The organism is Mycobacterium sp. NPDC004974 (assembly GCF_053600815.1).
In genome coordinates this window covers 84,647-98,272 of sequence record NZ_JBSGAQ010000015.1, presented here as the reverse complement: position 1 = coordinate 98,272, position 13,626 = coordinate 84,647, and the positions used below count along the sequence as shown (strand labels likewise).

The window sequence follows — 13,626 nt, the reverse complement described above, 5'->3', positions numbered from 1 at the left end:
TTTTAGTGGGAATTACCCCGGAAAAATTCGACCGTCCTGGGGATACCCGCGGCCAGATCCACCTGCGGCCGCCAGCCCAGCACGTCGCGGGCCCGGCTGATATCGAGCTGGGAACGACGCAGGTCACCGAGCCGCGGCGGGTACATCTCCGGTTCGTCGGCGGCACCGACGGCCAGTGCGATCGCGGTGTGCATCTCGCGGGTCGAGGTCTCCACCCCGGTACCGACGTTGAACCGTTGACCGCCGCCGTCCGGTCCGGATGCCTTGACGAAGGCGTCGACCACGTCGTCGACGTACACATAGTCGCGGGTGTCTGAGCCGTCGCCGAAAATCTTGGTGGGCCGGCCGGCCAGCAGCGCCTGAGCGAAAATCGCCACCACACCGGCCTCACCGTGCGGGTCCTGACGCGGGCCGTAGACGTTGGCCGGCGCGATGTGCGAGCAATCCAGGCTGTACAGATTGCGGAACATGTTGAAGTAGACCTCGCCGGCCACCTTGCTCGCCGCGTACGGCGAAGCCGGATTCGTCGGGGTGTCCTCACTGGTCGGATAGGACGGCGGGGTGCCGTACACCGAACCGCCCGAGGAGGTATGCACCACCTTGCGCACACCGGACTGACGGGCCGCCTCAGCCAGACGCACCACGCCCACCACGTTCACCGTGGAGTCCAGTTGCGGATCGTCCACCGAACGCTTCACCGAGATCTGGGCGGCCAGGTGGAAGACCACCTCGGGCTGGGTGTCCTTGAACAGGCCCAGCAGATCGGCGTCGACGATGTCGGCCTTGACGAACTCGAAGTTGTCGCTGTTGTCGGCGCTGCTCAGGTTCTCTGCCCGCCCCGAGCTCAGGTCATCGAGCCCGACGACGCTGTGCCCGTCCGCCAGCAGGCGGTCAACCAGCGTCGATCCGATGAAACCCGCCGCTCCTGTCACCAGTGTTCGCACCGGCTCACCATACCGACGGCAGATGTGCCCCCGCTGGGTCCGTACAGTCGGCAAGAGTGAACAAGGTCGCCCGCATCGCCGCTGCGCTGATCGCGCTGCACCTGGTGGTCCGGGCGATACTCGCGTTCGGGGGCTATTTCTACTGGGACGATCTGATCCTGATCGGCCGGGCCGGGACCCAGAATCTGCTGTCACCGTCCTACCTGTTCGACGACCACGACGGCCACGTCATGCCCGCGGCGTTCCTGGTGTCGGGGGCGGTCACCCGGGTGGCGCCGTTCTCCTGGGTGCTCGCCGCGGTGAGCCTGGTGGTGATGCAGCTGTTGGCGTCCTTGGCGTTGCTGCGGGCGCTGTGGGTGGTCCTGGGCTGGCGCCCCGTGTTGCTCGTGCCCCTGACCTTCGCGTTGTTCACGCCCTTGGCACTGCCCGGGTTCGCGTGGTGGGCGGCGGGACTGAACACGTTGCCGATGCAGGCGGCACTGGCGTGGGTGGTTGGCGAGGCCGTACTACTGGTGCGGACCGGGTCTTCGCGGCACGCCGTCACAGGTGTGCTGGTGTTTCTCGGCGGACTGCTGTTCTTCGAGAAGGCCGCGGTGATCCCGTTCGTGGCGTTCGCAGTGGTGGCGCTGCTCGGGTACGTCACCGGGACTTTCAGCGTGCGTGAGGTGTGGCAGCGCGGCCTTCGGCTGTGGGTCGGGTCCCTGGCCCTGATCGTGGCGTGGATCGGGGTCTACCTCGTCGTCGTCGATCAGAAGCGATGGAGCTTCGACCTGACCATGACCTGGGACCTGCTGAGCCGCTCGTTCACGCACGGCATCGTGCCCGGGCTCGTCGGCGGCCCATGGTCCTGGCAGCGCTGGGCGCCCGCCTCCCCGTGGGCCACGCCGCCGGTCTCCGTGATGGTGCTGGGCTGGGTGTTTCTGGTCGTCGCGGTGGCTGTGGTGCTGGTACGCAAGACCCGCATCTGGCCGGTGTTGGTCGTGGTCCTGGGCTATGCCGTCGCGTGCCAGATCCCGATCTATCTGATGCGTTCGTCGCGGTTCACCGCGTTGGAGCTGGCACAGACGCTGCGTTATCTGCCGGACTTGGTCGTCGTGCTGGCGCTGCTCGCGGCTGTGGGATTCTGTGCGCCGAACCGAGACTCACGGTTCTCTTCCGTCCTCTCGGACTCACGGGCGCGCACTGCCGTATGTGTCAGTCTTGCAGCGCTTTTCGTGGCGAGCAGCCTGTATTCGACCTTCACCTTCCTGAAGGTGTGGCAGGACAATCCCGTGCCCGCCTACCTCAACAATGCCCGCGCATCATTGGCCTCCACCTCCTCGGCCGCTCCCCTGCTGGATCAAGAGGTCGATCCGCTGATCCTGCAGCGGGTGGCCGCTCCGGAGAACCTGGCCAGCCACATGTTCGCCCTTGCCTCTCCGCGCCCCGAGTTCGCCCCGGCAACAACCGATCTGCGGATGTTCGACCGGACCGGCACGTTGGTCGACGCCAAGGTGACCTGGGTGCGCACCATCGTCGAAGGTCCGGCGCCGAAGTGCGGATTCCTGGTGCAGCCCGACGAACCCGTCGTCATGCCGCTGGACGGCCCATTGCTGCCTGCCGACTGGACCACCGAGATCAACTATCTGGCCAACAGCGACGGTTCCCTGACCATGGCCCTGGCCGAGGGACCCGAGGTGAAGGTGCCGGTGCGGCCCGGCCTCAACCGCGTCTTCGTCCGACTGCCCGGGGCCGGCCAGTCCATCACCGTGCACGCCAACACCGCCGCACTGTCGGTCTGCATCTCCCCCGGGCCCGTCGGATTCCTGGCACCCAGCTAGTTCGGGTGCTGGGATAATGAACGCTGACTGTCGGGATCCTGTCGAGGGGGACGATCTGTGAGCGCGCTTGATGGCTTCTATTCGACATGGTCGAAAGCGAAGGACACGTTCGGCGTAGGCACGCCCGTCGATGGCAGCCATTACGACGGCAGCAGCTCCAAGCTCATGCAGATGAAGTCCACAATCGAATCCGCCGCGCCGGACCACCAGTGGCAAGGTACCGGTTCGCAGGCCTATGCCGCGGCCAACAAACAACATGCCGGCGTTTACGAGAAACTGGCCGACCTTGACAGGAAGATGGCCAACGAAGTCACAAACGCCGCCAACATCGTTAGCGCTGGGCGGCAGAATCTCGACCGTACTCGTGACTGGGTCACAGCACTGGCTGCGTCGATGCCGAACAACAACGCCGCCAAAGGCATCCTTCTGGCGCTCTCAAGCAAAGGCCTTGAACAGGTCAGCAACACGATCCAGCAATCCACCGACGAAATGAACTCCGCTGGTCGACGCATCGCAGGCTTGAAAAACGAATGGGATGCCCTGGCAAATCAAAAGTTTGGACCGGGTTCCGAGAAGCTTGACAGCGAGGAGACCATACCTCGGGCAGATAATGACGCGGAAGCGCGCAAACGAGCCGAGGAGGACGTCCGTAAGGCTCTCGCCGGGGACCAGGCGGCTGCGAAGCGAATCGATGACGTGCTGGAATCCATTGATCCCGAGCAACGATCTGGCACCAAAGACCTTTCCGCCATACAGGGCTCATACCTGAGCCAAGTAAATGCTCAAACGCATGGAATGAGCGTGAAGGACCTAGCTACAGCCGAAGAGCGACTCGGCGCCCATCAGCGAATAATGGGTGACTCGTGGCAACTGATGAGCAATGACGACATCCGGTTCCCCAAAACGGGCCGCGGGCTCCCTATTCAGTTGGACTCATGACAATCACCTCGAAAGCGACATAGCCGCCACCACCGCCGAGAAATACGCCGACTATCTGGGCAACCACAAAGATGAACTAATGCGGATGAATGATCCCCATAACCCGTTCGGACATCAGACACTGGGCCAGCTCAACCCCGCGCTCGTAAAGGCATATGCGCATGGCTTGCACCCTACATGGACGACATCGCCGGCATATCGGGAGCTAACACCGACGGAGACAGATTCAATTCTCTCGACGGCCTGAACTCGGAGCGCCCGATCGCGAAGGGTTTATTCTCCGTCCTCGGAACCCAGCAAGACGCATACGTCGAATTCAACGCTGCGGCCGACAAATTGGCACTCGAACAGGCGCACTCATATGCCGACGACGTCGGAAAACACGCAGACGTGCGTAGGGATGACCCTCGGATACTCAACGCAGCAGTGCTACAGGGGCTCGTGGATTCGGGAACCCACGAAGGGTTGCGCGCGATAGGAATGAGCGAGAAAGACGCCTACGACATGCGGAAGTTGGCATATGGCGCAGGCGTCACAGCACTGAGCACGGCTGCAGGGGCGACACCAGCGGGACCTGCAGGGAGCGCTGCGATGTCCGTGTTCGGTTCAGCGATGGAGAGCACCGTACTCGGAGATCCACCAAACACGAACATTCCAGCCATTCCGGATATGACCGGCGACCGTTCTGCCCGCTTCGTTCTCAACGCTCTCTTGGCCGAGGGCGTGCACGTCGACACCAGCGCGATCGATAAAGCGTTTATCGCCCAAGACGGAGTCAACAAACACGGCGATCCGGTGTACAGGATCCTCTCGTACCATGAGATAGCAGAGCGCAATCTGCCGCTTCTTTCCGACACCGACTTCCAGGGGCAGTTTAATCGCGCATTGGAGGACACCCTGGGAGTCGACCAGAACCCAGCCGGCGAGTACGCCAAGAAGTACGAACAGATCACTAAGACCCCCGACTCAAAGAAGGGCAATTGAGCCTGTGGCAAGCACTAAAGCAATAATTCCATTGCTGACTGCAATCTCAGTAACACTGACCGCCTGCAACACTGCGGAAACCCCAACCGAAGCCCAAAGATGGAGCGGTTTGATCAGCGACTTGAGATTTCAATGGGACAGTGAAGACGGAATCGATGTTGACCGCGGGCCAGCGGTCCCTGTACGCGCCTACATAGAGTCGTACATGCTGGCACAATATTCCGGCAACCTAGAACTCGCATATCCTGGCTTCACTGAGGCGGTGCCACCTAACGCTCCCTCTGACAGCACTAACGCCGACGAGCGGCGCCGTCGGCCGAATACGAATCACCCATTGGAGCATCCACTAGTCGGTACTGACCGATACCACATTCTATCCGTGGACAGCACTGAAAAAACAACAATGGTCACTCTGTGCAATTATAGTTACGCAGTCGCAGCGGAGAAAAATAAGGGAGTACTTACCAGCGTCGGTCAGGGTGGGTACGCGGACACCGGTGGAATTTATGCAATGCGGATATCGCTTTCTGCGCCGGCCGATAAAGCCGATAGTCTCCCTCCGCAAGCCGGGCCGCTCCCTGCCCCCACTGACGACGTATTCAATGGCTGGAAGGTTTCTAGTTTTTCAGGCCCACTATTAGCGGGGAACGCCGGATTCAACGCTGTCTGGCCGACAAACCAAGCCGACTACGCCAGCTGCGTCGCGAAGGCTCCAGATTCACCGGAACGGCGGGCATTTTTCACTAACGGTGAGCATTCTCGTAGCGACTTCCCGACGTCGGCCCCGACTCCCGGCTGGCCCGAGTCATCGGGCTAGTCGACCTGGCATGCCTTTCTGATGTGACAGATCCGCAGGTATTTGACCCCATGGGAGCTGAGTACCTTTCGATACGAACCCGGGGACGTGGGTCAAGACCAACATTTATCCGGAAACGGCCGGCGACATCCCCGAGGAAATCAATGCACTCATCGAATGAGTATCTGAACGAGTGCTTCGGAACCAAGTGGAAACTCGCCCCGTTCGTTCTGATCGGGCTCTGCCTGACCGTCACGGCCTGTGGCGGACGGAATGAACACAGCGGCATGAACGTCAAAGATGTTGCACCCCAGTCGCAACAACAGGCGCAGGACACAGTTTTCGGGTATCTGAAACGAACGCTGGACGCCTTGCCACCGGGCACCGTCCTGGATGCCACGCGATATGGCTCTGCCGGCTCAACCGGCTACTGCGACGACAACGACAGCACACCCACAGCGCCTAGGAATTTCAGCACCATCGGTCAACTGCGCTCCACTCCGGGAACCGACAACAATGCCACGGTCACGAAGGTCGGCGATATCTGGCGCAGCTGGGGATGGAAGGTGATGGAGCGCGACGAGTTCCGCAAGCCCAACCAGTTCGGCTACGGCCCCGACGGCTACCGCCTACAGATCGTTTCTGCGTCTCCGACAAGTTTCCCGCCCACCGTAGATGCGATCTCACCCTGCTACCCGGGAAGCATCGCCCGCGACGACATCGGCTTCCCCATTGCAGATTGCATCGGGAAGTTAGTCAGGACAACACAATGACGACGCTACTGAGACCAGTCGGTGTGGCCCTCGTTTTCGCAGTCGCGATTTCGCTCGGAGGCTGTCGCAGCGGTGACGAATCCCCGCGGACAGAAACTTCGGTACAAGCCAACGTGATTCGGCATGATCTCGGGCCACTGACCAAACGGTTCCCCAACATTGGCAGCCCGATCTCTGCCACATGGATGAGCGGCACCCTCGGCGCACAATCGGACAGCCGGGTCACGGTGCCGGGGCCCTCGGTCTACTGGATCGAAGCGATCATCGAACTTCAACCGACCACCGCAGACGCGTTGCGGTCGAAATACGCGCCTACGGCAACCGGCGAGGCTCCGAGCCTCAAGGAGAGCCTTCGTACTGAAGTACCTGCTGGCCCGTTTCTCACCAGCAGAGCGCTGGATACCGCACTCAGCAACAACGATTGGCGATCGACTGCTTACCTGCGCAGCGGTTCAAACACGCTCGTAATGCGGTCGGTCGACGACTAGAACGGGCGTGGTGCCAAGCTGGCAAGCATGACTGACGACGTACGTGAAAAGGGTCTGCGGGTCCTTCAAGAGATGGTGCCGCATCTGTCGGAGAAGAACGTCGAACCCGACGGCAGCTTCGGCGATGAACTGCTGGCGATCGGCGTCGACAATGTCTTCGGCCGGCTGTGGAGCCGCGAGGGCCTGAGCCGGCGTGATCGCAGCCTGGTCACCATGGGCATCCTGATCGCCCTGCGGGCCACCGATGAGTTCGAGTCGCACGTCAGGATCGGCCTCCGGAACGGCCTCACCGAGGACGAGATCGCCGAAGTCATCTACCACGCCAGCGGTTACGCCGGCTTTCCTGCGGCGAATACGGCCCGCAACGTGGCCCGTGAAGCGCTGTCCAAGGACTAGAAGACGCGGCTGCCCTTCGCCGACAACTCGAAGCCGTGGTCGCCCACCACGCACACCGTGCTCACCTCGGTGACGGCGCACGTGCCGGTATCGGGGTAGACGAGCTTGCTGCCCGCGGGAAGCAGCTTGTAGTCGGCCGGATCAACCGTGCGGTCACGCGGCTCTTTGTAGTCCGTGTACTTCTCCATGCCGGCCAGATCCCCGGTAGAGAAAGTCGCCGGATCGAGTGACATGGCCGCGAAGACGCTGACCATGTTGCTCGACGTACCGGGCAGCTCACCCCAGCAGCTGGCTTGCTTCATGGGTGGATTGGCACGGCCCGTGTAGGTGATCCGGCATCGGTACCCACCCGGGGTGACGAACTGCGCGCCGTTCGTCGTCGGATAGTTGTAGTACGTGTTGTAGTCGTCGATATCCACCGCGGTGTAACTACCCAGATCAGGGATGTGCCCCGGGTCGGCGCCCGCCACCGGAGATGTCAGTGAAACCGCGGCGACGAGAACCGCGCCCACTACGATCCGTGCCATAAACAGGGAGCCTATCGCCGCTTCAACCTGCGGAAGCGCAGCATTTTTGTCCTACCTGGACTTGTGGAGCCACCCAGGGGAATCGAACCCCTGACCTATTCATTACGAGTGAATTGCTCTACCGACTGAGCTAGGGTGGCGTACCCAGCGAACCGGGCGGCACCACTTTACGGCAGACACCGCCCAGGACCCAACTCACCCACGCAGCGCCTGCCCGATGGTCGCCACCATGGCATCGACCGCGAACTTCGGCTTGACGTTGATGGCCAGCGCTTCGCGGCATTCCAGCACCGCCTCGATGCAGCGCAGCAGCCGGTCCGGGGGCACGTGGGCGGCCATGGCCTCCACTTTCTCGGCCATGTCCGGGTGGTTGGCCGTCACCGCCGTCGCTCCCGATGACACCAGCAGTGCATCGCGGAAGTAGGTGGCCAGGTCGATCAGGGCGCGGTCCAGAGCATCGCGGGAGGCCCGGGTCTGCCGGGATTTCTGCCGTCGCTCCAGCTCTTTGAGCGCGCCAGCAGTCCCGCGGGTGGTGGCCGCGGTGCCTTTTCCGGTGCCACCGGCGCCCAGGGCGGTTTTGAGCTCCTCGGTCTCGGTCTCGTTGCGTCCGGCGGTCAACGCCAGCGCCTCGGCCTCGGCGACGGCCACCATCTCCTCAGCCGCCGCGAACGCCCGCGCGGGTGTCGCGGCGTCCCGGGCCAGCCCCAACGCCCGCTTGCGGCGCTCTCTGGCCTCGGGATCGGTCGCCAGCCGCCGGGCCCGGCCCACATGCCCGCCGCTGACCGAGGCCGCCCAGCGAGCGTCCTCCTCGGGCAGCCCGTCACCGGAGATCAGCACGTCGGCGATGGCATCCACCGACGGCGTGGTCAGCGCGACGTGGCGGCACCGAGAGCGCAGCGTGATCGCGATGTCCTCGGGATCCACCGACGGCGCGCACAGCAGGAACACCGTCGACGCCGGCGGCTCCTCCACCACCTTGAGCAGCGCGTTGGCGGCGCCTTCCGTAAGCCGGTCGGCATCCTCGATCACCACGACCTGCCAGCGCCCGGTCCCGGGCCGGCGCGACGCGATCTGGACGATCTCGCGCATCTCTTTGACCGCGATGGACAGCCCCTCGGGCACGATCCGCCGCACATCGGCGTGCGTGCCGGCCATCGTCGTCGTACAGGCCCGGCATTCACCACAGCCCGGAGTCCCCTCGGACGTGCACTGCAGGGCGGCCGCGAAGCACAGCGCCGCCACCGAACGCCCTGATCCGGGCGGGCCGGTGATCAGCCATGCATGTGTCATCGTCCCGACGGTGGTGCCACTGTGTGGCGAATCACCCCGGGCCGCCGACGCAGCCGCCACCAGCTCCTGTTCCACCGCCTGCTGGCCCACCAGCCGCGAAAAGACCCCGCTCATCGTCCCCAACAGTAGTGGTCAAGCCGACACAACCACGTCACAGCAGGCGCTGAACGTCCCTGCGGCCCGATACGGTGAACGGGTGACCACGGAGCCCATACCCATCGCGCGAATCGGTGCATTCGCGCGATGGGTGGCGCGTACCCCGTGGCCGGTGTTCACACTGGGCATGTTGCAGGCCGACATCATCGGCGCGCTGTTCGTGCTCGGCTTCCTGCGCTTCGGCCTGCCGCCGGAGGACCGCATCCAGCTCCAGGACCTCCCGGTGGTGAACCTGGCGATCTTCCTGGGCTACCTGTTCGTGTCGTTCACCATCGGCGCCTACCTGGCCCTACGCCTGCTGATCCCGGTGATCCGGTGGCAGCGCCGCGACACCCTGCTGTCCAAGTCCGACCCGGCCATCACCGAGCTGGCCCGCGTGCGGGCGCTGAAGATGCCCTTCTACCGCACCCTGATCAGCGTCACGAACTGGTTCCTGGGCTCGATCGTGTTCATCGTGGCCAGCTGGCCGGTGGCCAGCAAGTCGGCTCCGGTGGTTCTGGTCGCCACCGCCCTGGGTGCGACGGCCACCGCGATCATCGGGTACCTGCAGTCCGAGCGCGTGCTGCGGCCGGTCGCGGTGGCCGCGCTGCGCGGCGGGGTTCCGGAGAACTTCCGCGCCCCCGGGGTGATCCTGCGCCAGGTGCTCACCTGGGTGCTCTCGACGGGCGTGCCGCTCCTGGCCATCGTGCTGGCCCTGGTGGCGAGCAAGTTCTCGATCCTGACCGCATCCGCCGACCGGTTGACCACGCCGTTGTTGCTGCTGGCCATCGCCGCGCTGGTGATCGGGCTGTCCAGCACCGTGCTGGTGGCGATGTCGATCGCCGATCCGCTGCGCCAGCTGCGCTGGGCGCTGGGCGAGGTGCAGCGCGGCAACTACAACGCGCACATGCAGATCTACGACGCCAGCGAGCTCGGCCTGCTGCAGGCCGGCTTCAACGACATGGTGCGCGAGCTGGCCGAGCGGCAACGGTTGCGCGACCTGTTCGGCCGGTACGTGGGTGAGGACGTGGCCCGTCGCGCCCTGGAGCGCGGCACCGAGCTCGGCGGCCAGGAACGCGACGTCGCCGTGCTGTTCGTGGATCTGGTGGGTTCGACGCATCTGGCGTCGACCATCCCGGCCGGCGACGTGGTGAACCTGCTCAACGAGTTCTTCCGGGTCATCGTCGACACCGTCAACCGTCACGGCGGGTTCGTCAACAAGTTCCAGGGTGACGCCGCGCTGGCCATCTTCGGCGCCCCCATCGAGCATCCCGACGCCTCCGGTGGCGCGCTGGCGGCATCCCGCGAACTGCACGACGAGCTGCTCAGCGTGCTGGGCAGCGACACCGAGTTCGGTATCGGAGTCTCGGCCGGACGCGCGATCGCCGGCCACATCGGCGCTCAGGCCCGCTTCGAATACACCGTGATCGGCGACCCGGTGAACGAGGCGGCCCGCCTCACCGAGCTCGCCAAGCTGGAGGAAGGCCACGTGCTGGCCTCGGCGATCGCGGTCAGCGGCGCACTCGATGCCGAGGCTTTGAGCTGGGACGTCGGCGAGATCGTGGAACTGCGCGGCCGCACGGTGCCCACCCAGCTGGCCCGCCCGATGAACCTGGTGCTGCCCCGCGACCTCGAACGCGCGGCCGAGAGCGACGTCTCCAGCTAGAAGGCTCAGGCCTTCTTGGCAGCGGCCTTCTTCGCCGGGGCCTTCTTGGCCGGCGCCTTCTTCGCAACCTTCTTGGCGGCCTTCTTCACCGGTCCACGGGCCCGGCGATCGGCCAACAGTTCCGAGGCCCGCTCGTCGGTGATCGACTGCACGTCATCGCCCTTGCGCAGGCTGGCGTTGGTCTCACCGTCGGTGACGTACGGACCGAACCGGCCATCCTTGATCACCATCGGCTTGCCCGACGCCGGGTCGGTGCCCAGCTCACGCAGAGGCGGGGCGGCAGCGGCCTGGCGGCCACGGCGTTTCGGCTCGGCGTAGATCTTCAGCGCCTCGTCGAGGGTGATGGTGAACATCTGTTCCTCGGTGGCCAGCGAGCGAGAGTCGGTGCCGCGCTTCAGGTATGGGCCATAGCGGCCGTTCTGCGCGGTGATCTCCTCGTTGTTCGACGGGTCGACGCCGACCACACGCGGCAACGACAGCAGCTTGAGCGCGTCGTCGAGCGTCACCGTCTCCAGATCCATTGACCGCAACAGCGATCCGGTGCGCGGCTTGGGCCCGGTCGGCTTCTTGCCCTTCTTGGCCGTCGCGCCCGCATCCGGGTCCTCGGGGGGTTCCGGGAGGATCTCGGTGACATAGGGACCGAATCGTCCGTCCTTGGCGACGATTTCGTGTCCGGACACGGGGTCGACACCCAGCACCCGGCCCTCTTGCGGTGTGGCGAAAGCCTTTTCGGCCAACTCCAGGGTCAGCTCATCCGGAGTCAGCTCGTCCTTGAGGTTGGCGCGCTGCGGCTTGAGCTCGCCCGGGTTGTCCGGATCGGCGATCATCCGCTCCAGGTACGGCCCGTTACGGCCGACCCGGACCACCACCGCGCGGCCTTCCTCATCGTCAAAGAGCTTGATGGAGTTGACTTCTCGCGCGTCGATGCCTTCGAGGTTGCCGCCGACGAGGTGCTTGAGCCCACCGGCCCGGGCGATCGAACCCTCGACGCCGTGGTCGCCGCCGAAGTAGAAGTTCGACAGCCAGTTGGTGCGTTGCTCCTGGCCGTTGGCGATCTCGTCGAGCTCGTCCTCCATGGCCGCGGTGAAGTCGTAATCCACCAGCCGGCCGAAGTGCTGCTCCAACAGGCCCACGACCGCGAAGGCAACCCAGGACGGCACCAGCGCGCTGCCCTTCTTCTGCACGTAGCCGCGGTCCTGGATGGTCTTGATGATCGAGCTGTACGTCGACGGACGGCCGATGCCCAGCTCTTCGAGGGCCTTGATCAGCGAGGCCTCGGTGTAGCGCGCCGGCGGGCTGGTCTGGTGGCCGTCGGCGGTCAGATCGGCGGCGTCGACGCGCTGCCCCTGAGTGAGGTTCGGCAGGCGGCTCTCGGCATCGTCGGACTCACCGCCGGCCAGCTCGTCGATGCTCTCGACGTAGGCCTTGAGGAAGCCCGGGAAGGTGATGGTGCGACCGGAGGCGTTGAAGACGACCTGCTCGCCACCCGCCGCGGCGCCGGCGATGCGCAGTGACAGCGTCGTACCGCGCGCGTCGGCCATCTGCGAGGCCACGGTGCGCTGCCAGATCAGCTCGTAGAGCCGGAACTCGTCGGTATCGAGCTGCGCGTGCAGCTGGCCCGGGGTCTGGAACACGTCACCGGCGGGGCGGATCGCCTCGTGCGCCTCTTGGGCGTTCTTGACCTTGCGGGTGTACTGCCGCGGCGTCGGGTGCACGTACTCCGAGCCGTACAGCTGGCCCGCCTGGTTACGCGCGGCGTTGATGGCCGACTCCGACAGCGTCGTCGAGTCGGTACGCATGTAGGTGATGTAGCCGTTCTCGTACAGCCGCTGCGCGATGCTCATGGTGCGCTCCGAGGAGAACCGCAGCTTGCGGGCGGCCTCCTGCTGCAGCGTCGACGTCATGAACGGTGCGTACGGCTTGCGCGTGTACGGCTTCTGCTCGACGGAGCTGACGGCCAACTGGGCGCCACGCAGTCCGGCGGCCAGGGCCCCGGCACTGGCCTCGTCGAGCACGAGCACCTCGTCGGGCTTCTTCAGCTGGCCCAGTGAGTCGAAATCACGACCGGCGGCGACGCGACGGCCGTCGACGGTGTTGAGCTTGGCGGTGAACTTGGGCGGGGTGGCCTGCGGGTCGGAGACGCTCGCGTCCAGTTCGGCGCTGACGTCCCAGTAGCCTGCGCTGCGGAACGCCATGCGCTCCCGCTCGCGCTGCACGATGATGCGCGTGGCCACCGACTGCACCCGGCCTGCCGAGAGCTTCGGTGCGACCTTCTTCCACAGCACGGGCGACACTTCGTAGCCGTAGAGCCGGTCGAGGATGCGGCGGGTTTCCTGCGCGTCGACCAGCGCGATGTCCAGGTCACGCGGATTCTCCGCGGCGGCGCGGATCGCGGGTTCGGTGATCTCGTGGAACACCATCCGCCGGACCGGCACCTTGGGCTTCAGCGTTTCCAGCAGATGCCAGGCGATCGCCTCACCCTCGCGGTCACCGTCCGTCGCGAGGTAGAGCTCGTCAACGCCCTTGAGCAGGTCCTTCAGCTCGGTGACGGTGCTCTTCTTCTCCGGGCTGACGATGTACAGCGGTTCGAAGTTGTCGTCGACATTGACCCCGAGGCGCGCCCACGGTTCGGATTTGTACTTTGCCGGCACGTCAGCGGCATTGCGCGGCAGGTCACGGATGTGCCCGCGGGAGGATTCGACCACATAATTGGAGCCTAGGTAGCCAGCGATCTTGCGCGCTTTTGTCGGCGACTCCACAATCACGAGTCGCCGGACAGGTCCCTTGCTACCGCTGCCGCTATCGCCAGCCAACTGTGCCTACGCTCCACTTCTATAGTTGCCGCGCCACGCCCGGCAACTGACAATT

General features: G+C 64.7%; 11 protein-coding genes and 1 tRNA gene. 7 read left to right on the top strand and 5 right to left on the bottom strand.

Annotated features, from left to right (window positions below):
- Positions 1-2 precede the first annotated feature (2 nt).
- On the bottom strand, positions 3-944 hold the full coding sequence (locus ACWEFV_RS26805) for a GDP-mannose 4,6-dehydratase (RefSeq protein ID WP_450072382.1): 942 nt from the start codon (positions 942-944) through the stop codon (positions 3-5).
- A 56-nt stretch (positions 945-1,000) separates the two neighbouring features.
- Here ACWEFV_RS26805 and ACWEFV_RS26800 point away from each other — a divergent pair, with 56 nt between their 5' ends.
- The 6 genes from ACWEFV_RS26800 to ACWEFV_RS26775 all read left to right on the top strand — a co-directional run bounded on the left by ACWEFV_RS26800 (position 1,001) and on the right by ACWEFV_RS26775 (position 7,140).
- Positions 1,001-2,764 (top strand): hypothetical protein, encoded by a 1,764-nt coding sequence (locus tag ACWEFV_RS26800; protein ID WP_450072381.1) that lies wholly within the window; start codon positions 1,001-1,003, stop codon positions 2,762-2,764.
- 57 nt (positions 2,765-2,821) lie between these two features.
- Positions 2,822-3,703 carry an EspA/EspE family type VII secretion system effector gene (locus ACWEFV_RS26795; protein WP_450072380.1) on the top strand — a complete coding sequence of 294 codons (882 nt, stop codon included), beginning with the start codon at positions 2,822-2,824 and terminating at the stop codon, positions 3,701-3,703.
- A 177-nt stretch (positions 3,704-3,880) separates the two neighbouring features.
- A complete protein-coding gene (locus ACWEFV_RS26790; protein WP_450072379.1) occupies positions 3,881-4,687 on the top strand; it encodes a hypothetical protein in 807 nt (268 codons plus the stop codon).
- Between the two features lie 960 nt (positions 4,688-5,647).
- Positions 5,648-6,256 carry a hypothetical protein gene (locus tag ACWEFV_RS26785; RefSeq protein ID WP_450072378.1) on the top strand — a complete coding sequence of 203 codons (609 nt, stop codon included), beginning with the start codon at positions 5,648-5,650 and terminating at the stop codon, positions 6,254-6,256.
- A complete protein-coding gene (locus ACWEFV_RS26780) occupies positions 6,253-6,744 on the top strand; it encodes a hypothetical protein (protein WP_450072377.1) in 492 nt (163 codons plus the stop codon). The genes ACWEFV_RS26785 and ACWEFV_RS26780 overlap by 4 nt, the downstream gene beginning before the upstream one ends.
- A gap of 27 nt (positions 6,745-6,771) precedes the next feature.
- Positions 6,772-7,140, top strand: coding sequence for a carboxymuconolactone decarboxylase family protein (locus ACWEFV_RS26775; protein ID WP_135459058.1), 369 nt, complete (start codon positions 6,772-6,774; stop codon positions 7,138-7,140).
- Here the strand turns inward: ACWEFV_RS26775 and ACWEFV_RS26770 are convergent.
- The 3 genes from ACWEFV_RS26770 to ACWEFV_RS26760 form a co-directional block, all read right to left on the bottom strand.
- On the bottom strand, positions 7,137-7,667 hold the full coding sequence (locus ACWEFV_RS26770) for a hypothetical protein (RefSeq protein ID WP_135459060.1): 531 nt from the start codon (positions 7,665-7,667) through the stop codon (positions 7,137-7,139). The genes ACWEFV_RS26775 and ACWEFV_RS26770 overlap by 4 nt on opposite strands.
- A gap of 64 nt (positions 7,668-7,731) precedes the next feature.
- Positions 7,732-7,807 (bottom strand) — tRNA-Thr (locus ACWEFV_RS26765).
- 55 nt (positions 7,808-7,862) lie between these two features.
- Positions 7,863-9,071, bottom strand: coding sequence for a DNA polymerase III subunit delta' (locus ACWEFV_RS26760; protein WP_135459062.1), 1,209 nt, complete (start codon positions 9,069-9,071; stop codon positions 7,863-7,865).
- 49 nt (positions 9,072-9,120) lie between these two features.
- Between ACWEFV_RS26760 and ACWEFV_RS26755 the strand changes: the two genes are divergently transcribed.
- The gene (locus tag ACWEFV_RS26755; protein WP_210115710.1) at positions 9,121-10,758 is read left to right on the top strand and encodes an adenylate/guanylate cyclase domain-containing protein; all 1,638 of its coding nucleotides are present in this window, start codon (positions 9,121-9,123) and stop codon (positions 10,756-10,758) included.
- Between the two features lie 5 nt (positions 10,759-10,763).
- Here the strand turns inward: ACWEFV_RS26755 and topA are convergent, their stop codons facing one another.
- Positions 10,764-13,571 carry a type I DNA topoisomerase gene (gene topA, locus ACWEFV_RS26750; protein ID WP_450072376.1) on the bottom strand — a complete coding sequence of 936 codons (2,808 nt, stop codon included), beginning with the start codon at positions 13,569-13,571 and terminating at the stop codon, positions 10,764-10,766.
- Positions 13,572-13,626 lie beyond the last annotated feature (55 nt).